Annotated in this window: 27 protein-coding genes; 9 read left to right on the forward strand and 18 right to left on the reverse strand. The window is 45.1% G+C overall.

Annotated elements, in window-relative coordinates:
- Positions 1-5: 5 nt before the first annotated feature.
- The 13 genes from L1D11_RS12100 to L1D11_RS12160 all read right to left on the reverse strand — a co-directional run bounded on the left by L1D11_RS12100 (position 6) and on the right by L1D11_RS12160 (position 12066).
- The gene (locus L1D11_RS12100; protein WP_239862525.1) at positions 6-629 is read right to left on the reverse strand and encodes a DUF3261 domain-containing protein; all 624 of its coding nucleotides are present in this window, start codon (positions 627-629) and stop codon (positions 6-8) included.
- Entirely contained in the window at positions 626-2998 is a 2373-nt protein-coding gene (locus tag L1D11_RS12105; protein WP_239862527.1) for an MMPL family transporter, read from the reverse strand. The genes L1D11_RS12100 and L1D11_RS12105 overlap by 4 nt, the downstream gene beginning before the upstream one ends.
- The gene (locus L1D11_RS12110) at positions 2970-3650 is read right to left on the reverse strand and encodes an outer membrane lipoprotein carrier protein LolA (protein ID WP_239862529.1); all 681 of its coding nucleotides are present in this window, start codon (positions 3648-3650) and stop codon (positions 2970-2972) included. The genes L1D11_RS12105 and L1D11_RS12110 overlap by 29 nt, the downstream gene beginning before the upstream one ends.
- Positions 3637-4140, reverse strand: a complete 504-nt coding sequence (locus tag L1D11_RS12115; protein WP_239862531.1) for an acyl-CoA thioesterase — start codon at positions 4138-4140, stop codon at positions 3637-3639. The genes L1D11_RS12110 and L1D11_RS12115 overlap by 14 nt, the downstream gene beginning before the upstream one ends.
- Before the next feature lie 55 nt (positions 4141-4195).
- Complete coding sequence (locus tag L1D11_RS12120) at positions 4196-5743, reverse strand: aromatic amino acid ammonia-lyase (RefSeq protein WP_239862533.1); 1548 nt, start codon at positions 5741-5743, stop codon at positions 4196-4198.
- On the reverse strand, positions 5721-7520 hold the full coding sequence (locus L1D11_RS12125) for a glycosyltransferase family 2 protein (RefSeq protein ID WP_239862535.1): 1800 nt from the start codon (positions 7518-7520) through the stop codon (positions 5721-5723). The genes L1D11_RS12120 and L1D11_RS12125 overlap by 23 nt, the downstream gene beginning before the upstream one ends.
- On the reverse strand, positions 7513-7875 hold the full coding sequence (locus tag L1D11_RS12130) for a 3-hydroxyacyl-ACP dehydratase (RefSeq protein ID WP_239862537.1): 363 nt from the start codon (positions 7873-7875) through the stop codon (positions 7513-7515). The genes L1D11_RS12125 and L1D11_RS12130 overlap by 8 nt, the downstream gene beginning before the upstream one ends.
- A gap of 88 nt (positions 7876-7963) precedes the next feature.
- Positions 7964-9352 carry an AMP-binding protein gene (locus L1D11_RS12135; protein ID WP_239862539.1) on the reverse strand — a complete coding sequence of 463 codons (1389 nt, stop codon included), beginning with the start codon at positions 9350-9352 and terminating at the stop codon, positions 7964-7966.
- 12 nt (positions 9353-9364) lie between these two features.
- A complete protein-coding gene (locus L1D11_RS12140) occupies positions 9365-9916 on the reverse strand; it encodes a septation protein IspZ (protein ID WP_239862541.1) in 552 nt (183 codons plus the stop codon).
- Entirely contained in the window at positions 9916-10173 is a 258-nt protein-coding gene (locus L1D11_RS12145) for an acyl carrier protein (RefSeq protein ID WP_239862543.1), read from the reverse strand. Before L1D11_RS12145 ends, L1D11_RS12140 begins: the two co-directional genes overlap by 1 nt.
- Before the next feature lie 10 nt (positions 10174-10183).
- Complete coding sequence (locus L1D11_RS12150) at positions 10184-10444, reverse strand: phosphopantetheine-binding protein (protein WP_004739743.1); 261 nt, start codon at positions 10442-10444, stop codon at positions 10184-10186.
- Between the two features lie 105 nt (positions 10445-10549).
- Positions 10550-11320 (reverse strand): lysophospholipid acyltransferase family protein, encoded by a 771-nt coding sequence (locus tag L1D11_RS12155; RefSeq protein WP_239862545.1) that lies wholly within the window; start codon positions 11318-11320, stop codon positions 10550-10552.
- The gene (locus L1D11_RS12160; protein ID WP_239862547.1) at positions 11320-12066 is read right to left on the reverse strand and encodes a beta-ketoacyl synthase chain length factor; all 747 of its coding nucleotides are present in this window, start codon (positions 12064-12066) and stop codon (positions 11320-11322) included. The genes L1D11_RS12155 and L1D11_RS12160 overlap by 1 nt, the downstream gene beginning before the upstream one ends.
- A gap of 72 nt (positions 12067-12138) precedes the next feature.
- Here L1D11_RS12160 and L1D11_RS12165 point away from each other — a divergent pair, with 72 nt between their 5' ends.
- Genes L1D11_RS12165 through L1D11_RS12175 form a run of 3 tightly spaced genes read left to right on the forward strand, consistent with a single transcriptional unit; the run spans position 12139 to position 14899 of the window.
- Positions 12139-12528 carry a hypothetical protein gene (locus L1D11_RS12165; protein ID WP_239832341.1) on the forward strand — a complete coding sequence of 130 codons (390 nt, stop codon included), beginning with the start codon at positions 12139-12141 and terminating at the stop codon, positions 12526-12528.
- Between the two features lie 30 nt (positions 12529-12558).
- Entirely contained in the window at positions 12559-13632 is a 1074-nt protein-coding gene (locus L1D11_RS12170) for a methyltransferase (protein WP_239862549.1), read from the forward strand.
- A gap of 25 nt (positions 13633-13657) precedes the next feature.
- Positions 13658-14899 (forward strand): NAD(P)/FAD-dependent oxidoreductase, encoded by a 1242-nt coding sequence (locus L1D11_RS12175; protein WP_239832343.1) that lies wholly within the window; start codon positions 13658-13660, stop codon positions 14897-14899.
- A gap of 125 nt (positions 14900-15024) precedes the next feature.
- Here L1D11_RS12175 and L1D11_RS12180 read toward each other — a convergent pair whose 3' ends face one another.
- Both L1D11_RS12180 and L1D11_RS12185 read right to left on the reverse strand, forming a co-directional pair.
- Positions 15025-15531 (reverse strand): Fe3+-citrate ABC transporter substrate-binding protein, encoded by a 507-nt coding sequence (locus L1D11_RS12180; protein ID WP_239832344.1) that lies wholly within the window; start codon positions 15529-15531, stop codon positions 15025-15027.
- A gap of 139 nt (positions 15532-15670) precedes the next feature.
- A complete protein-coding gene (locus L1D11_RS12185; protein WP_239832345.1) occupies positions 15671-16804 on the reverse strand; it encodes a flagellar assembly protein FlgT in 1134 nt (377 codons plus the stop codon).
- 192 nt (positions 16805-16996) lie between these two features.
- On the opposite strand from L1D11_RS12185, the gene L1D11_RS12190 reads away from it, so the two are divergent.
- Both L1D11_RS12190 and flgP read left to right on the forward strand, forming a co-directional pair.
- Positions 16997-17632, forward strand: a complete 636-nt coding sequence (locus L1D11_RS12190; protein ID WP_239832346.1) for a FlgO family outer membrane protein — start codon at positions 16997-16999, stop codon at positions 17630-17632.
- A 9-nt stretch (positions 17633-17641) separates the two neighbouring features.
- Positions 17642-18073, forward strand: coding sequence for a flagellar assembly lipoprotein FlgP (gene flgP / locus L1D11_RS12195; RefSeq protein WP_004739728.1), 432 nt, complete (start codon positions 17642-17644; stop codon positions 18071-18073).
- Between the two features lie 259 nt (positions 18074-18332).
- On the opposite strand, the gene flgN is transcribed toward flgP, so the two are convergent.
- The 3 genes from flgN to flgA form a co-directional block, all read right to left on the reverse strand.
- Positions 18333-18758: a flagellar export chaperone FlgN gene (flgN, locus tag L1D11_RS12200; protein WP_061034109.1), complete on the reverse strand. Its 426-nt coding sequence runs from the start codon at positions 18756-18758 to the stop codon at positions 18333-18335.
- 61 nt (positions 18759-18819) lie between these two features.
- The gene (flgM, locus tag L1D11_RS12205) at positions 18820-19137 is read right to left on the reverse strand and encodes a flagellar biosynthesis anti-sigma factor FlgM (RefSeq protein WP_239832347.1); all 318 of its coding nucleotides are present in this window, start codon (positions 19135-19137) and stop codon (positions 18820-18822) included.
- A gap of 178 nt (positions 19138-19315) precedes the next feature.
- Entirely contained in the window at positions 19316-20062 is a 747-nt protein-coding gene (gene flgA, locus L1D11_RS12210; protein WP_239832348.1) for a flagellar basal body P-ring formation chaperone FlgA, read from the reverse strand.
- Positions 20063-20139: 77 nt separating this feature from the next.
- On the opposite strand from flgA, the gene L1D11_RS12215 reads away from it, so the two are divergent.
- The 4 genes from L1D11_RS12215 (at position 20140) to flgC (ending at position 22974) form a co-directional block, all read left to right on the forward strand.
- Complete coding sequence (locus tag L1D11_RS12215; protein ID WP_239832349.1) at positions 20140-21066, forward strand: chemotaxis protein CheV; 927 nt, start codon at positions 20140-20142, stop codon at positions 21064-21066.
- Positions 21067-21077: 11 nt separating this feature from the next.
- The gene (locus tag L1D11_RS12220; RefSeq protein WP_239832350.1) at positions 21078-21905 is read left to right on the forward strand and encodes a protein-glutamate O-methyltransferase; all 828 of its coding nucleotides are present in this window, start codon (positions 21078-21080) and stop codon (positions 21903-21905) included.
- Positions 21906-22160: 255 nt separating this feature from the next.
- Entirely contained in the window at positions 22161-22556 is a 396-nt protein-coding gene (gene flgB, locus L1D11_RS12225) for a flagellar basal body rod protein FlgB (RefSeq protein WP_004736175.1), read from the forward strand.
- A gap of 4 nt (positions 22557-22560) precedes the next feature.
- Positions 22561-22974, forward strand: a complete 414-nt coding sequence (gene flgC / locus L1D11_RS12230) for a flagellar basal body rod protein FlgC (RefSeq protein ID WP_017631739.1) — start codon at positions 22561-22563, stop codon at positions 22972-22974.
- Positions 22975-22989: the final 15 nt, after the last annotated feature.

Raw genomic sequence — 22989 nt, forward strand, 5'->3', positions numbered from 1 at the left:
AGTGTTTAGCTCTTACTTGGGTTATCGACAATCGTTGAATTCAACGTTTGTATAGTAATGGTGTAGCCTTGGGTCAAATGTTTGAAAACAATGTTGCCTGCCGTTTTGTGTGTATTCGGTTCGGCTTGATAATCAATTCGTATGATTGCCTGCTTCTTGTCATCAAACACAGTGCGGCTGTTATCTGTATCGACCAAATGCCAGCCTATACCTTGTAGCGGTTGTGCCCATGCTTCTGCAGGCCACAAGGTGAGCATCAAATTAAACAGTACCTGTTCGGGCTGAGGTAGGGTAGCGCCGAGGCCAGATAGTACTTGTGTTTCAATGGCTTGGTTTTGATACTGCAGCGATAAGATACGTGTGCCCCAAGAAGAGAAGCCAGCTAAAACGACCTTATCGGGTGTAACTTCAACTTGAACCGGTAACTGTTGGGTATCCTCTTGCCAGGTTGCGCTAATCAATTGACTTGCTGTTAATGAGTACCCAAGTTCTTCGGGTAGAGGCAAGGCGAGTTCTGTGTCTTTATTGATAGTGGCGCTCGCACCTGTCGGTTGTTGAGAAACCAGTGAACAGGCATTGAGTAGGAAGCTAAATACGACAGCGAGTGCTATCTTGATTGTCTTGTTCATCTAAATGCCTCACGCGGTTTGTTCTTTTTTGGGGCTTGCTCATTGTTGATGGCGAGCGGGGAAAGCAGCCACGCCACAAAAATTCCGGTTAACACGGTAATCCCGAAGCTATGAATGGCATGAGTCTGACTGAGTGACAGTAAGCCGAATGACAGCAGCGTCGTGAGGCCAGATAAAGTGATTGCTAATAGGGTGCTCAGCGACTTCTTCTGCTCCGCAAAGAACAGGGTATAGTCGATACCGATCCCTAAAATCAGAATCAAACCAAGCAGATTAAATAGGTTCAATGTTGAGCCTAAAACGCCAGTCACCGCTAACCCCGCTACACCTGCAATAAGAGATGGTAGAAGCATTAATAGGCTTTGTTTCAAGCCATATCGCCAACCTAGCACCATGCCAATAGCAGCGAAGGCAATCAATAATAGCTCGGTAATTTTGACGCGGTACTCAGCAAAAAGAGAGGAGATTTCATCTGCTTTATTGAGGTATTTCACACCTTGTTGCTGAGCGAAGTCTGACTCTAACCACTGTGAGAATAGTTCCGTGTTAGTGACGTCTTTGACCATGATAACCGACGCTGCTTGGTGATTGATGGGTTTTAACCAAAGCGGGCGAATAGGCTCTGATACAGGCGACGATAGAAACTCATCGAGCGTGATCGGACTGTATTTAGGAAGCTCTGGGAAGCTCGGCCAGCCAAGCGTAGTTTGTAGTGTGGCGCTTTGACTATCATAAAGCTGCTTAACCAGCTGATAGTTATGGTGTTGTTCTTGCTCACTTGGCAGGTGTTGATTGACGCTGCGATAGCCTGAGATAGCTTGCTGAGCGACTAAGTTATCAAGATTAGAACTGATCAATGCTAACTTATTGAGCAGCGCTTGGTTGCTTTCGGCAGTAACTAGCAGCATGTTCTGAGCACTACCTAAACCAGATATCTCAGAGATGGCTTGCTCTTGTTGTTTTAGCTCGTCAGGCATTGCTTGAAGTTGCCTGATATCGTCGTCGTAGCGAACCTGAGTGATTGACGCCAAACTTAAGACAGTCACTATCAATGGCAAGCCGATTCTAAACCTAGGATGGCTCCACAAGTTTAACCATGTGTGCCAAAGGCTAGCCAAAGGAAGCGCTCGCTCTTGGCTTGGTTTAGAGGCCAACACGGGGTACCAACACACTACGCTAGCGTAGGCGGCGATAAGCCCGATAGACGAGAATAGCGCAAGTTGCTGTAGTCCAGGGAAGGGCGCAACCAGCAGCCCTAGATATCCGATTAAGCTAGTGATTAAACCTAGGGTAATGGCAACTAAGATGTGCTTTAGCCCTTTATCACTCTGCCATCGGCTTCCAGCGGCCAAACGGTCAGTGAGGTAATGGAACGAGTAATCGATGGATACGCCAATCAAGCTCGCGCCAAACACCAAGCTGAATAGGTGGACCTTGCCAAAGATAGCGACGGTGCTTGCCAGTGCGACCAATAACCCCGTGCTAATTGAGAGTAAAGACAGGGCAAGCGGGAGTGCGCTACGAAACGTTAACCACACTAATAGAATGACGCCTGCCAAGGATCCTAAGCCAATAGTGCTGATTTCAGACTTCGCACTTTGGGTGCCGTAATTTGCGTAGAAAACCACGCCAGTGTGCTGAACTTTAATGTCAAACTGCTTCTCGATTTTCCGCTCTAAAGCATCTAGCGCGGGTAGTTGTTCCTGAATTGTCAGGCTATAAGGAGAACCCGCCAGCGTTGCGGTAACGAGAATATGTGATTGTTCTTGAGATTGAGCGGTGAGATAGCCATCTTTAAGCCCAAAGTTACTCGAGCGGGTGCCAACCTCGCTTATATAGTCACGAAATAACAGGAATGGGTCTAAGGTGAGCTCGGTCGCTGTCACGCCTGAAAAAGGGTTGTACAAGGATTGAATCACATACTGAGCACGTGACTCAGGTGCGTGCGTAAGAGTCTCTTTTTGTTGCTCTGTTAGTAGCTGAGCCCGATGACGGAAGTAGAAGTCACTCCATTGGCTTTGTGTGCTTGAGTTAATTTTACCTTGCACGTGTTTGAAGAGTACTGATCCACCTGAAAACGCGTCATGATTGAGTGCTTTTTCAAAGGCTTTGGTTGCTGCGATGGTGTTCTTGATGTCTGATCCACTTAAGATGAATACGACCTCTTCACTCATCGAGTTGGAAATCTGCTGGAAAGCTTGTTCAACCATAGGATCTTGCTGATTTTCAGGCAGCAATTTCATGATGTTGCTTTCGATAGGCACTGAAGAAGAAAAAGCGAACTGTTTAATCAACAGTCCGCTGAATAGTGCCACAATCACTAGCCAGGCAAGGGCGAGCTTAGAGCTGAAATTGTTGCGCTTCGGCATCTGACAATACTTCCGGTTGATGGCTTAGCTTACTGAATTCGATCACCGTGCTATCTCCGCGAATCTCTTTTAACTCAATACGCTCAATATCACTGTTACCTTGCAGCGTGATGGCCTCAAATACTGCATTCATTGGTGCGCTTTTAGGCTTAAGAGTCAGTGTCCAAGATCCTTTATTTTTGTCTGAGCTTTGTGCCGTTGCAGGCTGGAACGACAGTGAGAACTGCTGTTGAAGTTTTTGTGTATCACTGTGGAACACCGATAGGAAAATGTGGCTGAAATAAAACGCCATTGGGTTTTCTTTATCAGTGATGATCTTTGCGGGCTGGTCGGCAAACCTTTGGCTCAACTTGTTGTCGGTGAGCACTAAGTTCACCGGAAACGGTGTGGTTTGTGTCCAGAGTAGGCCATTTGATTTGTCTAATAGGAATGTACCTTGCGACGTCAGAGGCTGGGCGAACATCTCCATATTGCGCGTTTGAGTAAACTCGCCACGAACAATACTATTTTCGCTGAGCACCGTCTGAAGTTCTGAGATAGAACCGACAGCAGCAGTGTTCTCTTTGGCGGTTACAAGGCCACTCGTCATTATCGCAGTAAGCCCAAGTAGCAGGATGTTGATGTATTTGCGGCTGCGCTTAAACAGATTCATGATTCACCTGCTGTGAGCTAGAAGCTTGGGATTGATGTTCAGCTGCGAGAGGTAAGCAGCCATACTGGTGCCAGTGTTCTACTTTTTCAGTAAACACTTTAGGTGAAGCAAAGCACATTTCTTGCTCTTCAATGGTTACCGCAACCTGCATGGTGTGTGCGCGTGTCATGCGAGCACCGGTTAGGGCATCATGAATTTCATAATCGACGCGCAGGCGGTTTTCCCACTCGGTGAGCTTCGCCGTTACTTTAATTTTGTGATTAAACGGTATCGCCTTAATGTATTTTACGCGGGTATCGATGATAGGCCACATGTAGCCTGAATCCTTCATCTCATGGTAGTTGTACTCAATCTTGTCCATCATGATGCGTCTTACTTCTTCGAAAAATCGGAAGTAGTTGCCGTGATAGATCACGCCCATTGGGTCGGCATCTTGGAATGAGGTGACAAGTGTCACCTCAGATTGTAATGGATGAAGGATTTCAGACATAAATCGCTCTCAACAATATTGCGTAAAGGGTTGGCTACTTTATAAGGTCATGACTCTATGAATAAAGAGACCAGTGCTGATTTTGAATACGAGAAATAAAGTGGCGCAGATCGCCTTCAAGCGGGCGGTCCTCGACAATAAACTCGAACTCTTTCAGTACTTCGTCGCGAATGTGCTTGAGGTTCTCACTCATATGGTGCTCATCAAGCTCATTGTGGCGTTTACGAATTTCAAGCGCTTGTGTACCGGCTAGAAGTGACGCTGCCGCTACTTGCTCGGTTAGCTCTAGAACGCGTAAACAGTCACGAGCGGCGATGGTGCCCATGCTCACTTTGTCTTGGTTGTGACACTCAGTTGAACGAGAGAACACGCTTGCAGGCATCGTGTGTTTCAATGCTTCTGCTGTCCAAGCTGACACGCCGATCTGTACCGCTTTGAAGCCGTGGTTGATTGGTTTACGTTCGCCTTCAGCACCCGTTAGGTTGAATGGCAAGCCGTTGTTGAACTTGTAATCCATCAGCTGCGCCATTTGGCGGTCAAGCAGGTCAGCAAGGTTTGCTACGGCAGTTTTTAGTGTATCCATTGCCATTGCGATATGACCACCATAGAATTGTCCACCGTGCAGTACGCGTTCATTATCACCATCGATAATTGGGTTGTCGTTAGCACTGTTTAGTTCGTTCTCGATCATCTGACGAAGCCAAGGCAGAGAGTCCTGAACCACACCGATAACATGTGGCGCACAGCGTAGAGAGTAACGATCTTGTAGGCGATCACTGTTACGTGGCGGGCGGTCTGCTTGCAGATCATCACGCAGCCATGCTGCAACTTGTTGTTGACCTGGATGAGGTTTCACAGCAAATAGCGCTTCGTCGAAGTGGAAGTCATTACCGTGCATACCGACCGATACCATAGCGGTGATCTTAGTTGATAGTTGAGCCAGGTATTCCGCGCGCTTATAAGCGATACAAGCTAATGCCGTCATTACAGAAGTACCATTCATCAACGCTAAGCCTTCTTTTGGCTTGAGCTTGATAGGGCTAATGCCTAGCTCTTTGTAAACGTCACTGGTTGGGCGAACTTCACCTTTGTAGATGACATCACGCTCACCAATTAGCGTGGCTGCCAAATAAGACAGAGGTGTTAAGTCGCCACTGGCACCCACCGACCCTTCTTGAGGAATACGTGGTGAGATATCTTGGTTGATTAGGGTAACAATCTGGTTAAGTAGATCATGAGTCACACCAGATACGCCTTGTGATAGAGAACACAGGCGCGTTGCTAATACAGCACGAGATTGCTCGTGAGACAGTGTTTCACCTAAACCACAACCGTGGAAGCGCGTCAGATGCAGAGGTAGTTCATCGACAAGATTTGGCGGAATCGCAACGGTACAAGAGTCACCGTAACCTGTCGTTACACCATAAATCACGCCTTCTTCTTTAAGAAGGCGCTCTAGGAATGCAACACCGCGGTCGATTTTTGAAGTGAACTCGTCGCTGGTGTTCATTGAGGCTTTTGCGCCTTGTGAGATAGCGACAACGTCCTCGATAGTGAGGCGTTCGGCACCAAAGGTGATGCTATTTGGATTCTTTTTCGTCATGGTGCTTGCTCAATGTCCAAAAATTAAAAAAGTTGTACCACTGAAGCGGCGCTTTCAGTGTGTAGTGCTGCAGTCGATCTGCGTATTGCTGAACGACTTGCTTTAAAGATTGTTCGCGTGTCTTTCTTGGAAGTTCGATTCTGTCGCTAAAATGCTCGAAATAGACATTAAAGTGCGGCTTTGCTTGTGAATCGTCACGTAACCCAAATAGCAAAAATACAGGTGCCTTGAGTACAGAGGCTAACATAAATGGCCCTTGAGGGAACGGGGCTTCCTTCCCTAAGAACTCTGCCCATACTGAGCGGCTCTCCTTGCTGGTGGAAGTTCTATCACCAACAATTACGATCCACTCACCTTGCTCCAACTTCTGCTGTAAAAGGATAGCCGTATCAGGCCCCATTGAAGTCACTTGAATAAGGTTTAAATCCGACTGCGGGTTAACCGCTTTCATCACTGAGTTAAAACGCTCAGCGTGCTCAGTGAACACCAGCGCATTGATTTTGATGTTTGAGTGTCTACGACCCAAAGCCCGACACAGCTCAATATTACCAAGATGAGAACCAAGAATTAGCACACCTTGTTGGTTTGCCACCATGTTTTCGAATTGGTCTTGACCATGGATGGTGAGGTTATCCACTGAGAAATCGCCTTTCCATGCCGCGAGCTTGTCGAGCATGGTATGCCCAAACGAAAGCAGGTGGTTATAGCTGGTTAGTTCGGCGGGCAACTCAATATTTTGCTGTTCCGCATAGGCCTTCAACTGAAATAAGTATTGCTCAGAAGCGTTTCGTGCGCGCTTGCCAGTTAAATGGTAGTACCGCATGACACCACGCAGAATAAGGTTGAATACACCGCGACCTAACAAGGTATAAATGGCCAATAATAGTTTGATGCCTAACACTGTGCCGCGTTCCTGGGTGCGAGACCAGTGCGGCTGCTCTGACGTTTGCAGTTCTGAACCCGCTGATGGACCTAGGTTACTTTCAGTAGCGTTAGATTTGAAATGGCGAGCAATCAGTTTTGGTGCTCTTGGCAGCATGCCGAAGAACAAGCGTGTATGCATCCAACTGATTTTGACGTTATCCCACAATGCATCGAAATGGGATACGCCATTTTCAGGATAAATAACCCGAGCTTCAACGAAGTTGATATCGCAGCCTTCCCAGTACAGACGAACCAAAATCTCGATATCGAAGTCCATTCGAGACCCAACATCGTATTTGCTCAGTACTGCTTGTGTTTGGTCGACAGGGTACGCTCTAAAGCCACACATGCTGTCCTTGATCGATAGGGACAGGGTTTCTATCCATACCCAAATATGTGTCGCGTAACGTCCGTAGAGCCTGGCTTTGGGTACACTGTCATCGTAGACAGGCTGGCCTGATATCAGACGTTGTGGATTAGCTTGTGAGGCTTGAATCAATGCTGGTAAGGCTTCAAGGTCGTGTTGTCCATCAGCATCAATTTGAATGGTATGGCTAAAGCCGAGTTGTTGTGCTTTTTTGATACCGGCTTTTACCGCACCGCCTTTACCTTGGTTCTGCTCAAGTGTTACCAAGGTTACGTGTGAGTGCTCTGCTAGGGGAGTGAGAAACTGCTTTGTAGCGAGCTCACTACCATCGTCAACGATGATGATCGGTAACTCAAAATGATGGAGTGACGACACCACCGCAGGCATGGTTGCGCCATGATTAAAGCACGGGATAAGGAAGCAAGCCTTGTAGCTGCTTTCCTTTGTTCGGTGTTGAGAAGTAGCCTCGACGGGAGTGCTATTCACTTTTCACTCCCAGCTTCATTTTTCCTGATGAGTGGGTTTGCTCACCGTTATTTGAGGTGTAGCTGAAGCTCAACTTTCTTTTGTTAGCATCCCATTTGAGTGATAGTTGGATTGTGGCCTCAGGCAAGATAGGCTCTTGGAACTTGATGACTTCCATGCCTTTAAAGAAACCAGGGACACCTAATTCTTGGACTGCGTAGTGAAGTGCCCAATCAATTTGCGTGACGCCCGGTAGAATAGGGAAGCTCTTGAAGTGTCCCTTAAAGTCGGTGATATCTCCGCTAACATTAAGTGTCAGGGTCGATTCATTTTCTACAGTGTCTACCGCAGTGACGGTTGGTTTTCTCTTATCCATAGGGCGTGCTTAGAATCCTTGGGTAAATATTGGTTCTTTGACAAAAGTATAAAAAGATAATCTCAGTGTAAAATACGATCAGCGGTTACTATGATTTTATTAGCTGTTCTATGTGAGACGTTAACCGCTTACCTTGGCTGTTGAGAGGAATCTCATCAACAATACGATACTTTCGTGGGATAGCGATTGGCTCTAACCACTTTCTGAGCTCTGTACGCAGCATCAACCAGAATTTACCTTTGCTCATGGTCGATAGAGCGGCTTGGCCTTCATCTGATAATACCAAAACAGAGGCTAAGATTAATCGCTCAGGCTCCTCAAATGGAATCACCACGCACTCACTTATCCAAGGCAGTTGCTCCAGTCGTTTCTCCACTTCAACCAGTGATACTCGTTTCTCTTCTATCTTGATCACTCGGTCCGTTCGGCCCTTCAATATGAATTGATTCTCCGAGACCATTTCGCACTCATCAGCGGTTTGATACCAGTTGTTCTTATCGATATACGGCGACAATAACTTAATGCAATTCTCACTGTTGAGACTAGCCTCGATACAGTCAAAAAGCTGCCAAGGGGTTTGAGCGCTCTCTTGTTGGCGAAAGGCGATACCACCGGTCTCTGTGCTGCCAAATACCTCGATAGGTAAATGTCCTAGTAGATCTCGTGACTGGTGAGCCGACTCGGTAGGCAATGGACCTCCTGAAGAGAAGATTCCTGCAAGTTGTACCTGGTTGGTCTCATGCTTCAATCGCTTCAGTAGCGCAGGGCTGCTGATCAGAACGCAGTTTTTATTGGCATGAGAAAGAATTTGTTCAGGGTATTCTAGGTTGTTACGAGCAAACGGAATACCAGAGCAGAGTGGCCATAAGATTCTAAACAGTAAACCATAGATATGTTGATGCGAAACCGTGCTTTGAACTTGGTTGCCTTTGAGCAGTTTGCCCCAGTTTTTGTGTAACTGTGCAGTCTCAATATCTAGGAGCTCTAGCGTTTTATTTATCGCTTTTGGTGTACCGCTTGAACCTGAAGTGAACAGGGTCAAATGGGTGGCTGCCAAATCAATGGCCGGTAGACTATTGGACTGAGATGTTTCTACTTCAGTGCTTGAATTCAATAAGGCTTGAATATTGCGAACGTCAGCCACCTCAACTAAGCCAATTGAATCATCAACTAACAAGCAATCAAAATGTTCACTTAGCTCGGCAAGTGCACAAGGTTGATAGTTGCCTGGTAAAATAATGTGTTTGTTAGCAGCTGCAGATGCTAAGAACGCCACTGAGAACAGATAGCTGTCTTGGGTACAAATCGCGACTCGTTGAACGGCCGATGAGCTCAATTGCCATACGAGTCTCGATAAGTCGTCGTTAAAGGTTTGCCACGTAATCTCGCTATTGTCATCAAAGCAGACAATAGATTCTGGCACTCGGTTTTGAGTGAGAAGCTTAGACAGCGAGGTGTAAGATACGGTTTGGGTCATAACAATTTAACTCTAACGAATACGTTGTCTCACTATCCACTCCCCTGCAAAGAGCGCCCCTGCAAACACATAGCTGAGTAAGCCATTATATAGGGTCCATACTTCTAGCGGTTGGAAGCAGGTGTAAAAAGCAATAGTGCCATTGATAACAAAGAACAAGCACCAGATTTTGGTGACTTTTCTTGTGTAATCAATGCCACTTTGTGGAAGCTCAGGCTCTTGAAGGCGAGCAAGACGTTCAATGATCGTTTGTGGTTGCCATAGGCTTGAAGCAAAGACAGCCAGCATACAAACATTAACGATAACGGGGTAATAGGTTAGCCAGCCATGCTGTTTAAAGGCTAAACCTAATGTCAGTAGAACAATACCAGCACTTCCACTGATCCAAGCTAGGTGTTTTAGCTCTTTGATTTTTGCCTGGCCGCCAGTAAAAATGCGAACAGCAAAGATAACGGCCAAGACGATACCCACGGTTTGCAGGCCAAACTTGTTGAGTCCAAAGTAAACCGCTATTGGATAAGTGAAAAGTATGATTGCCGACAGTAAAGTCAGCAGAGGACGCACTATGCGTCCTTCAATAGTTCAACCACAGACTCTACAACGTCATTAACGGTGCGTACTGCTTTGAACTCTTCAGGTTTGATCTTTTTGCCTGTTACGTTCTGGAGGTGAACGACTAAATCAACCGCATCAATGCTGTCTAGGTCTAGATTAAGATAGAGATGAGCTTCCGGAGTGATATCTTCAGCATCAAGCTCGAACAGCTCAATCAGCGCATCTTTAACCTGGTTGTATACTTCTTGTTGGTTAGCTTGTGTCATAAAGATCTGTCTAGTTGTTCGTTTGAGATGAGATGTAGTTTGCTAGGTTTGCAACTGATGCAAAATGCTCGCGAGTGTTTGAATCGTCAGCATCAATCACGATGTTGTACTTCTTCTTGATAGCAAGGCCAAGCTCTAGTGCATCAATAGAATCAAGTCCTAGTCCATCACCAAACAGTGGAGCTTCCGTTTCAATCTCATCAATGCTCATGTCTTCAAGGTTTAGTGCGTCGATGATCAGTTGTTTCAGTTCGTTGTGTAATGTTTCCACTTTGGCCTACTTAATGCTTTATCTAAATGCTGCTTTAAGGGGGCGATTCTACATGACCTGAAGTATTTTCGAAATGCTGATATCGCCAGTTATGTTATTGATGAGCTAAATATTTCCTTCGGAAGGGAAAATTGTTTGTTCAAGATGATGATTAAGGCGTCTTGCTGCCGAAGTTAAGTTATTTGAGCTTTCAATAAATGGTGCGACTTCTATTTTACCTTTCACCGCGACATGAAAAAAGGGCTTCGTTACTGGAACTTGATACCATTTCTTCTCTTTCGTTAAGAATGTCGGAGAAACCGTAATATGAATTATACGTAGATTCGTTTGTGTTCGAGTGGCAATTTGTGCCGCACCACGCTGCAAGGGTGGTTTAATTCCGGGCGTTGTGCGAGTACCTTCTGGAAAAACTAGTAGGACATTGCCACGTGAAAAACGCTCTTCACAACGCTCTAAAAGATCGTCGGGCGCCTGATTTGGTATGTAGCCCGCGGCTTTGACGATCCTTTTCATAAATAGGTTTTCCCAAATGGCTGATTTAACGAGGCAGTCACATTGGGGAAGCTGTGAGGCGATTAGCACGTAATCTATCAAGCTCGGATGATTGGCAACAATAATACAGTTTCGATCTTCACGCAGCTGCTCAGCACCATCAATTCGGTAGTCAATTGCGCCTGTGAATTTCATGATTTGGCAAAAAGCGTTGAATGACAAGCGAATCAATCGCTGCGCTTTAAGTTCTCTTTTAATGATATTGGGAGTAGTTAGCGCGATAGTCGGTAAGATTAAGAAGCTTAATACTAAGCCGCCTAGACCAAAGATGGTAAAGCAGAGGCCTGTGGCAAATACTCGCCAATATTGTTCTACTTTGCTCATTATAGCTTTCCGGCTTTTGCGTTGTTTAACCAAGTCCAATCTTGATGCTTACCGGTCACGGTCCAACTCTGAGAGTCCTGAAGGATGTTTTGTAGAGCCTGCAAGCCTTGTGGTAAGGGAGCGGCTAAGCTTTCGTTGGTAACAGTTCTTGATACGGAGTAATCACTTCCGGATGTGAGTACAAAGCCCAGAGCATAGTCGGCATAGTGTTCGGTTTCAAACTCTTGGTACAGTTGTGGCAGTGGTTGGTCGAAATCGATGACTAACACTCGGTGCGATGGATATTGGCTCAGGTAAAGGTAGGCTTCAATCAAAGCGTTGTGGAAAGTATCTTTTCCAGCCGCGATAGAGGTCAGAGGGATTGGCGCTTTTGCGGCAATGGTGGTTAACCCTGCTGCTGTGTTATGTACGGACTGTGAAAACGCCATTGGTGAGGCATCGTCACCTTCCAATATCGACTGAATCAAGGTTGCAGTTCGATGCAGCTCACCATGTCGACTGGCAAAAACCAGATAATCAATCGAGTTGTCTTTTAAGAGTGTCAATGCAGTTTGAACGGCCAATTTGCTCTGTAGGCTCATTCGGCGACGCATCATCGGTGGGATCGCTTTAAATTCAGTTGAGCCATCTTGAGGCCAATCTAAATTAGTGCTCCAGGCTTTCCATTCGGCATCAGAATTGAGACCAGCCGAGTTTGCAGACCATTTTTCAATATTAAACGACATTAATTGGGATTGATTTGACATAGAGTATTGATTTGCTTTGGGTCTAACTAAATACTATGCGTGCTTATAAATAAACACAGGTAAGGAATTTAAATGAAATTACTAAAAATAGCCGTTTCAATGTTATTCATATTTGTTCTTGCAGGGTGTGGACGTGTCCAGCCTGTAATGAATGTTGAGGATACTCCAGTTGCACATAATCTTCAAAGTAAACAGGTGAAATCAGCTATTTATGAATCTGCTGAAAATCGAGGTTGGTTAGTTTCTGAGGTTAAACCTGGCTTGATCCGCGCGGAATTGTATGTACGTTCACATCACGCAGTGGTTGATATGCCTTATAACGACAAATTTTACTCTATTCTTTACGTTAAATCAGAGAATTTGAAGTATGACGATGGTGAAATACACCGTAATTACAATCGCTGGGTTAATAACTTAAACGTTGATATTAAACGTAAGCTTGCACAAATGGCAGCTGAGTAACCCGCTAATATTTTTTAAGTTAGGTTTTTCGTGTCGGAATATAAAATAGATCCATTCAATGCATTAGAAGCAAAAACAGAAGCACAAAAATTATCTTTTGCTCCTGTTGTTTTTCATACTGCTCGTACACTTCGTGATTTAGGTATTTTAAAAGCGCTCGATGATGCGGGGAGCGATGGCTTACCTGCCGAGACCATTTCAGAAATAACAGCTGTATCTGAATATGGTGTGAAAGTGTTACTTGATATGGCGCTTAGCGCTCATATTGTTGTTTGGGAAAAGCCTAACTATCAGATAGCCAACCTTGGATTCTACCTGTTGCACGACGGCATGACCAACGCAAACATGGATTTCACAGCCGATGTTTGTTACGCCGCGATGATGCATCTCACTGAAGCGATTGAAGAGGGCACTCCTGCTGGTTTGAAGGAGTTAGGGGATTGGGAGACGATCTACCAAGGCTTGTCTCAATTACCTGAAAAAGCGAAAGAAAGCTGGTTCAAGTTTGACCACTTTTATTCTGATCGCTCATTCCCAGTTTTGCTTGAGAAGGTTTTCAGCAAGAAACCTAAATCGCTGGTGGATATTGGCGGCAATACAGGCAAATGGGCGATGCAGTGTTGCAACCATGACTCTGATGTTGAAGTCACGATTGTTGATTTACCACAGCAGCTAGAAATGGCAATGGCTAACGCTAAGCAACATGGCCATCAAAACAGAGTAATGCCTTTCCCGGCCAACATGCTAGATAAGCAACAAGCGCTGCCAAGGGGCGCGGATGTTTGGTGGATGAGCCAGTTCCTAGATTGCTTCTCGCCAATGGAAATCCTTAGCATCTTAAAGCGTGTCCGCTCTCATATGTCAGAACAAGCGACCGTTTATATCCTTGAATTGTTTTGGGATGCACAGAAATACGATGCGGCTTCTTATAGCTTAAACGCGACTTCGCTTTACTTTACGTGCTTGGCAAACGGCAACAGTCGTTTTTACCGCAGTGAAGATTTCTTAGAGATAGTTGAAGAAGCGGGCTTTGAAGTGGTGACTCGCACCGATGATATTGGTCTTGGTCATACGCTTCTTGAATTGAAAGCTAGCGCGCAATAACACATAACAAACATGGCTTAAATTAATGAAAAAACTGTCTACTCAAGTAGTGATCATCGGAGCTGGGCCATCAGGGTCTATTGCCGCGTCTTTATTACACAAAAAAGGCATCGATGTTCGAGTAATCGAAAAGAGCGTGTTCCCTCGCTTCTCAATTGGCGAAAGCCTGTTACCCGCTTGTATGGAAGTGATTGAACAAGCTGGCATGACCGACGCGGTGACCCAGGCTAACTTCCAACACAAAGATGGTGCAGCATTTCGTAAAAATGGTGTGTACACCGCGTTCAATTTTGAAGATAAGTTCTCTACTGGACCGGGAACCACGTTTCAGGTTCAACGTGGTGCTTTTGATAAGGTGCTTGCTGATAAAGCAAAGGCACAAGGTGTCATTATCGATTACCAGCATGAGTTGACGGGCATTAATTTTACTGACGACAGCACTATTTTAGACGTTCAAGTGCTTGATGGAGAAAGCTATCAGCTAGAAGCACAGTACGTTTTGGATGGCAGTGGTTTTGGTCGAGTACTGCCGAAGATGCTTGATCTGGAAGAGCGATCATCACTTCCACCTCGTAAAGCGATTTTCACGCACATTAACGATCGTATTGCTGAGGTGGATACTGAGCTAGATTATGACCGAAACAAAATTCTAATCTCTGTGCACCCAACTAACCCTGATGTTTGGTATTGGTTGATCCCGTTTAGCAACGGTGTTTCTTCATTTGGTGTAGTAGGCGAACCGAAGTTCTTTGAATCTTACCCAGAAGATAAGGTTGCCGCGATTAAGCAGTTGGCAATGGAAGAGCCGGGACTGGTGGAAATACTGGCAAACGCTGAGTATCCAAATCCTGCAGGTGAGATAGGTGGTTATTCTGCTAACGTGAAGCATCTTGCAACTGACAAATACGCACTACTGGGGAATGCTGGTGAGTTTCTTGATCCTGTGTTCTCGTCAGGCGTTACGATTGCGATGAAATCGGCACAGTTTGCGGTTGAGTGTGTGGAAAAGCAGCTTAACGGCGAGAAGGTCGATTGGGAGCGTGAGTATGCCGATCCATTGATGGTCGGTGTAAACACCTTCAGAACGTATGTTGAGGGGTGGTATTCCGGTACGTTGCAGGATGTGATTTTCTATCAAGATCCTAACCCTAAGATTAAACAAATGGTGTGCTCGATTTTAGCGGGCTACGCATGGGATCAAACCAATCCTTATGTGAAAGACTCAATACGCCGGTTAACGACGCTGGCAGAGATCTGCCGAAGCTAGGACATCTACTTGGTGCGTGGCAATATTCCAAAGCGCTAAGATGACGATTCTAGAAATAAACACAGCCGTAAGTGCGGCTGTTTTTGTATTCGTCCATAGGGAATTGGCTTTGTCTATTTTGCGGGTTACTTGAGGTCGATGCTGTTTAGGCGTCCCATGAATATGAGTAAATCAATCACATCTTTGTGAGCATCAAGTAGTGCGCGCTTAGTTTGGCTGTAAGCGGCCAGTCTACCGTGCTTTCTGATGGAGCAGACTTTGGTCTTGTATTTGTAACCGCCGTCATCGGAGAGCACTCGCCATTTCGCGATATAACACTCATCACGATGCTCAGGGTCACTTTGTGTTGGGTTTGGCTTGAATACGATCTTAGGCTCTAAACTATGAGGCAGACGCGTCATAAGATAGGGCTCTCTGAGGACTTTGGGCCAAAACTTACCCCAAAGCTGTCTGCCCAGTTCATCTCTTAATTTGATGGTTTTCTTCAGTGCTTTATCTTCACCCATACGAACAAAACCAACCGAACGATGCAGCACCGTATCTTCGGGAGTATGGATGTGGATCTTAAAAGCGGTTTTACCTTTCGAGATAAAGCGGTAACCGGTAGCACCAATTAGATTATTCTGACTCATAGTTTACTAAATGATGATTATGTTATTAATAAGATTACGACAAATACGTAAAAATCGAAACTAATCACCATGAAAAAAATAAAGCCTTAACACTTTTGCTAAGGCTTTATTAGATACTGTGTGTGGTGAGTGCCGCTAACTACATGATTTTCTCCATCACATCACCGATTTGAATGCTTCCCGCAAGGCTTGGCTGATCAATCGTGAGTTCCGCTTCGTTTTCGTAAACGCGAGAAACCGTTAGGGTGATGTCGCTTTGAGAAACCTTATTGTGTGGCAAACCGCGTTGGTCGATAAACGAACCTGTGTGCCACAGTTGCAACTTGTCACCTTGTTGTACGCCATGCATTCGACCTAAATCAATGGTCACAGTGTTCCCAAATACCGCTGCAACCTCTGGAAGAGTGATCTTACATGACACTTCAGATTCCAAGTCCAACATAATATTGCGGCTAACACGCAGCATCATGCTGCCGTACGTTGATGCCCAGAAACGGGCACTGCGGGTGTCGACTTCACTGGTCTTAGCAAACGGCCACTTTGCCACTTCACGATAGCTGCGTGTGTAGATCTGGTGTCCCGTCTTACCATCGAAGACTTGCATCTCTAACGCAAACTGACGGTTGATGATGTCATCTTTTAATAGCTTTGATTCGATGGTTGCCGTTAAGTCAGTAATCTCACCACTGATGATGTACTGCGCGCCGGTATCCTGTGCGATCATCTTGATCACTTCTGGTCGGCGTTTATCGATGTCGTAGTTGGTAGTGCCAACAGACACGAAGCTGCGTGACTCTTTGGCTAACTGTCTGTCAACCACATGGCTGAAGTCGTCACCGATGTTGTAGATTCTGCCCATCACGGCTTGTTGTGGAGAGGTGACATCGATATTACCCACCAAGAAGGTTTTCTTGTATTGGCTCTCATGGCAAGCATTTGCCGAAGGGTAGATGTCGATCCTTGCGGTGATCATTAAATTGCCACCGCGTTTCTTCTCTTTATCAACCAAGATGTAGCGTACTTCGTGGTTAGTAAATTGGTATTCCTTTTTCTTGCCATCTAAATAAGGCGTTAGGTTAGCAATACTGCCGATGTCAGCACCTGAGAACTGGATAGCTTTATATACTGCGTCTTCCAGAGCGTGGATCCTAGCCGTCTCTTCTGACGATACGATGGTTGCTGTACCGGTAACTTCATACCATGAGGCATGAGCACTGAAACTTGTGATTATCAGTGAACCTATTGAAAATAAGTAAGAAATTATTTTTATCATCTATTTGTTACCAGTTGGGTATAAATATTGCTTAACAAATAACTATAAGCTTGAAGCTGACTTAAGTGCGTTTTTCTTAATCTGAACCATTAATGAAAAGCAAAGACTGTTCCAACATTGTAATCCATTCAAAAGAATAATGGTGAGAACATATTGGAACAGGTAGCACTAAAACTATCTGGAGATTAGATAATGAAAAAATGGCTCGTAGTAATGAGTGTCATGTTACTGACATCATGCGCTTATTCGCCGATCTATAACGGTAAGACTGAGTACGCAGGCAGTCAGTTTATGCTGATGGGCAGCCCTCGCCACACCATGGATTTCTTTGTTGAAAGCATGACCGAAGACTTGATCGTGTCGAATACAAGTATCTCAGCAAGAACGCCTATTGCGATCACCTCGTTTGTTGACCTGCAACACATGGACACAACAAACTGGCTTGGTAACTCGGTATCAGAAGGTTTCATTCATCAGTTTCAGCGTCGTGGTTTCAAGGTGGTTGATTTTAAAACCACGGGTTCTATCCAGGTAACTCATCAAGGTGACTTTGCGATAAGCCGTGACTGGAAAGATTTAGCTCAAGAGCAAGACGTTCAATACGTACTAACGGGTACTATGCTGCGCCAAGAGGGTGGTGTACTTGTGAATGCTCGAGTGGTGGGCATGCAAACTCGTATCGTTGTGGCTTCTGCACAAGGCTTCTTACCGGCAGACCGTATTGGTCGTGATCTCGATACTCTCAACAGTATTCGAACTCAAGATGGTGTGATCATTCGCTCTGACCCAACGATCAGCCAGCCTTATACTGTTATTCTTCGCCCTTAGGAGTTCGAGATGAAGAAGTTAATGTTTGTAGTTGCCGCTTTACTGCTTGTTGGCTGTCAGCCTCTGCAGAGCATGAGACCAGACGATTTCTTGGTTGCCGTTGGTTACGCGAGTATCAGTGAACAAAAAGGTCGCAACGACGAAGAGAAGCGTATCCGTGCGATGAGAGCCTCTAAGATTGATGCTTATCGCGAACTTGCAGAACAAGTTTATGGTATGCGAGTGAGCGGCCGTGCTGAACTTGAAGATCAACGCCTTGGTACAGAGCGCACATCTGGTGCGGTTGATGGGGTTATCCGAGGTGCAGAAGTAGTGCGCAGTTACCCAGTAGGCGATAGCTACGTGACCGAGCTTCAGTTGGATATTCGCAAGATGGATCAATTACGTAACTACGGTGAAGTTCAAGCAGTACCAGAGAAGAGACAGCAAACACTGTTCTAGTATCAGTGAATAAATGATATTGGTTGCCAGTCGCTTTCCAGATGGCGTATCGGCAATCAATAACTCATATCAATGAGAAAGCGGCAAGTATGAAAATACTTGCCGCTTTTTTGTTTATCGTAATCATGGGCGTACTTTCAGGAGTGTGGCTTTTGATTGGAGTCGGAATATAGATAGGCTGAGATACAGATACAGATACAGATATAGATACAGATACAAGCAGGACAGGGCTAGTAGTGTTGTTGAAGCGGTAGCTTGACTAGGCTTTTACGTTGGTTCCCAGCGTTGAAATAGTGTGCGTTTGGCCGCCAGCGTTATAAGTCATTCCAATCTTGCCGTGGCTTTGCTGCATCATGTTGCTGAGTTTTTTGAAGCTGAGGTGTGCTCGATTTAGTGCTTCGCCATTCATCAGATTCGCTTGATGACAATCGTGCACAATAGACTTGATGGTTGAGACTAACTGAGCGAGTTCAGGATTCTCGGTCAGTTCTGAGATATTGCTATGGGCAGCGATGCGCTGATCGGTGGATCTTAGTTGTTCGACAAGGACCACTTTTTCTTTGGCGATTCGCTCAATATCCGTTGACTGTCGGCTCGTAATAGCGGTTTTCTCTGAACTTAATAATTCAGATAAGGCTTTGGCATTTTGAAGTTGGAAATTAACTAAATCTGCTAGTGCCGCCATAACGTAAACCTATCAATAACCTCGTGTGCTCTAAGTTAATCACTCAATATGAAGGGAGTGCTTAAAGACCTTTTAATTCGTTTTCGAACTTGATCATATTGTCGGCCAGCTTTTCTGGGTCAACTGTGTATGAACCGTTCGCGATTGCTTCTTTGATTGCTGCAACTTTTACCGAGTCAAAGCTTGGGTTTGCTGCCATGTCTTGGTGAAGTTGACCTATTGCTTTGCCTTGTTGGCTAAGTGATACCGCGTCTTTGCTCGCCGGTGATTTAGTTGATACATCAGAGCGTGATGCCTCAGAACTAGAATCAGAGCGGGCTGCTGATCGGTTGGTGGTCGTTAGGGTTTGCCCTGAACGAATATTATCAATGCCTGCCATAGTTAAGCCTTTTTCTTCAAAAATGGGAACCTGTACAGTCAATATCGACCAAGGGTTCGAATACTTTAGCAATTTTTAGCTCAATAGTCGAAAAGGGACAAACCACCGCCGCCGTTATATTTGGCGTTAGAGTTGAGAGCAAAACAGCTAACGATACCGTCAATTTAGAAGTGGAGAGTTAAAAGTAAACCGTGACTTCAGACATGCTGGTAACAATCCCCTCAATTATACGCTGTGATTTATCATTTTTCACTCTTACTTGATCGCCCATAGAGCCATCGGTAAGTGCAGTGCCTTTAGTGGTAATGGTCATGCCACCTTTTACCGCCTGTATGATAACCTTCTCGTTTCGACATACGACACAAATATCACCTCTTTCGACAACGTCACCCGGTCTTAGGTTCTTTTTTACCTTGGCCCCGATAACTTGCTCTGGAGCAGTGAAGCCTTGGCGACGAAATTTGTTAAGAGAAATCATCGCAGTGGTTACGTCGTATTGTCCGACGACTTCGCCTCTTGCGAGTGCGCGTGTCGTCGTGACAAGGGGCACTGACATTGAGAGTCTTACAGGTACATAAACTCGCCACTCATCAGGAACACATTGCACTAAAACCGTAATATTGCTGCGGGTATTGGTGGTGATTGAGGCACTGGTTTCCAAAGGAATAGGGCAGTCTGTCGCTTTGATTCTTGAATCAATATTTGCTGAATTTACAAGGAGTTCGCCACCTAGAGGTTGTGCAACTGTATCAAGGATGTGCTGCTCTGCTGCAGACTGAATCATCTCAATTTGTTCTGGGGTCGCAGCTTGTACAAAAAAACTAAACAATATTGATAAAATGCCGATAAACTTAGCGACAGTTTTAAAAGTAGCTCTACACATTGCTATGGAAAGAGGTGGCAAATTTGTTTTATAATACGTCATTCCGTTTCTCTGGTGGTTCGTAGCCTGCAGTAGACTAACACTTTTTATACAAAAAAGTTTGATATGGAGATGAGCTCATGACGGGTATTCTTGATTCGGTGAATCAGCGTACGCAACTCGTCGGTCAAAACCGATTAGAATTACTAACCTTTCGCCTAATGGGGCGCCAGCGTTACGGCATTAATGTCTTTAAAGTAAAAGAAGTGCTTCAATGCCCTAAGTTGACGAAGATGCCAAATTTAAACCCACTTGTTAAAGGTGTCGCACACATTCGTGGCCAAACGATCTCTGTGATTGACTTGAGCTTAGCGATTGGTGGCCGTCCGACAACGGATATTGAAAAGTGTTTTGTGGTTATCTCTGAGTTCAACCGAACCATTCAAGGTTTCTTGGTCAGTTCTGTTGAGCGCATTATCAACATGCACTGGGAATCGATTCTCCCGCCGCCAGATGGCGCTGGTAAAGCGAACTACCTAACAGCAGTAACTAATATCGATAATGAGTTAGTTGAAATTCTTGATGTTGAAAAAATCCTAGCTGAAATTTCGCCTGTTGATGAAACCATGGACAGTAAGATCGCTGAAGAAATCGCAGAAGTAGAACAAGAAAAAGAACTCGTTCGCCGTATCTTGATTGCTGATGACTCGACCGTTGCTCGTAAGCAGGTTCAACGTGCTATTGAGTCGATTGGCTTTGAAGTTATCTCAGTGAAAGATGGTAAAGAGGCCTATGAGAAGCTGGTGCAGATGTCAGCAGAAGGCAGTATTTACGACCAGATTTCCTTGGTGATTTCAGATATTGAAATGCCAGAGATGGATGGATACACGCTAACTGCTGAGATTCGTCGTCACGCCGAACTTAAAGATCTATACGTAATTTTACACTCATCATTGAGTGGTGTATTTAACCAAGCCATGGTTGAGCGTGTTGGAGCTAACTCCTTCATCGCGAAATTCAACCCTGATGAGCTTGGTGCAGCGGTAAAAGCTGCGTTAACTAACTAAAAGAGACATTAATGACTGCTATAACAATAAGTGATCAAGAGTATCGCGATTTCAGCCGTTTCTTAGAATCTCAATGTGGCATTGTATTAGGTGACAGCAAACAGTACTTGGTACGCAGTCGTCTAAGTCCATTAGTAGCGAAGTTTAATTTGGCTTCTCTATCTGATCTATTGAGAGACGTAGTAACAGGTCGAAACCGTGAGCTGCGTGTGGCTGCTGTCGATGCCATGACGACGAACGAGACACTTTGGTTCCGAGATACTTACCCGTTTGCTGTGCTTGCGGATAAACTTCTACCGGAAATAGCGGCAAATAAACGTCCTATTAAGATTTGGTCTGCGGCAAGCTCTTCAGGCCAAGAAGCATACTCAATGGCAATGACGATTCTTGAGACTCAAGCTCGTAAGCCAGGTATGTTGCCAAATGTATCGATTACTGCAACCGACATCTCAGCAAGTATGTTGGATATGTGCCGCACTGGCGCGTACGACAATCTTGCATTGGGACGTGGACTTTCTCCGGAGCGTCGTCGTACTTTCTTTGAAGAGGCGGGCGATGGTCGTATGAAAGTGAAAGATAACGTTAAGCGCATGGTGAACTTCCGCCCTCAGAACTTGATGGACAGCTATGCTTTGCTAGGCAAGTTCGACATCATTTTCTGTCGTAACGTGTTGATTTACTTTTCACCTGATATGAAGTCAAAGGTACTTAACCAGATGGCAAACAGCCTCAACCCTGGTGGTTACCTACTATTGGGTGCGTCTGAATCGTTAACAGGCTTAACGGATCGTTTTGAAATGGTTCGCTGTAATCCAGGTATCATCTACAAATTAAAGTAATGAATAGCACCAGTATAAGGTGCGACGTTCCTGCTTAAATTCAAAACCCAGCCAAGTGCTGGGTTTTCTTTTTCCTGCTTAACCTATATCTTTAAGTCAGAGTGACATTCCAATTTACTCTATTTTTTGGCTTGTATATTGCAAGTTTACCCATGAGTAACCTGTGAAAGTATTGATGGACCGCTTTTTTTAAAAAGTTGGTATATATATTGCTTTGGTTATTTCATAACAGTCAGTTCTTGAGTTGAGGTTTACATGGCTATTTCTTTTGACAATGCTTTGGGCATTCACCAGCACACAGTTGGTGTACGTGAGCGTAACGCTGAGGTGCTTTCCACCAATATCGCGCAAGCAAACACGCCTGGGTATAAAGCAAAGGGATTAGACTTTAAAAAATCACTGCAAGCGGCAAGTTCTGGGGCAAGCATTGGTCTTAGCCGTACAGATGGTCGGCATATTTCTGCCTCAACAACGGTGAACGGGGAAACGAAGTATCGAATTCCTACACAACCTGATACAGGAGATGGCAACACGGTTGATTTGGATTTGGAAAGAAACCTTTTCATGCAAAACCAAATTAGGCATCAAGCCTCTCTCGACTTCTTAGGAAGTAAGTTCAAGAATTTAACTAAAGCGATTAAAGGGGAATAATTAGATGAGCTTATTTAATGTATTCAATGTGACTGGTTCTGCGATGAGTGCTGAATCTGTTCGTCTAAATACGACCTCGAGCAACCTTGCAAACGCGGACAGTGTAAGCAGTTCTGCTGAAGAAACTTACAAGGCTCGTCATGCAGTGTTCGGCGCAGAGTTAAATCGAGCACGCAACAGTGACCACACTGTGCCTGTGAAAGTATTGGGTATTGTAGAAAGCGATAAGCCGCTGAGTGCGGAGTACAACCCTGACCACCCATTAGCGAACAACGAAGGCTACATCTACAAGCCTAACGTGAACGTTATGGAAGAGATGGCAAACATGATTTCGGCATCACGTGCGTACCAAACAAACGTACAGGTTGCTGACTCGAGTAAACAAATGCTGCTGCGTACGCTGCAGATGGGTCAATAAGGATAAGGAGGTAGC

The sequence above is a fragment of the Vibrio sp. Isolate32 genome (assembly GCF_022397955.1).
Classification (GTDB): Bacteria; Pseudomonadota; Gammaproteobacteria; order Enterobacterales; family Vibrionaceae; genus Vibrio.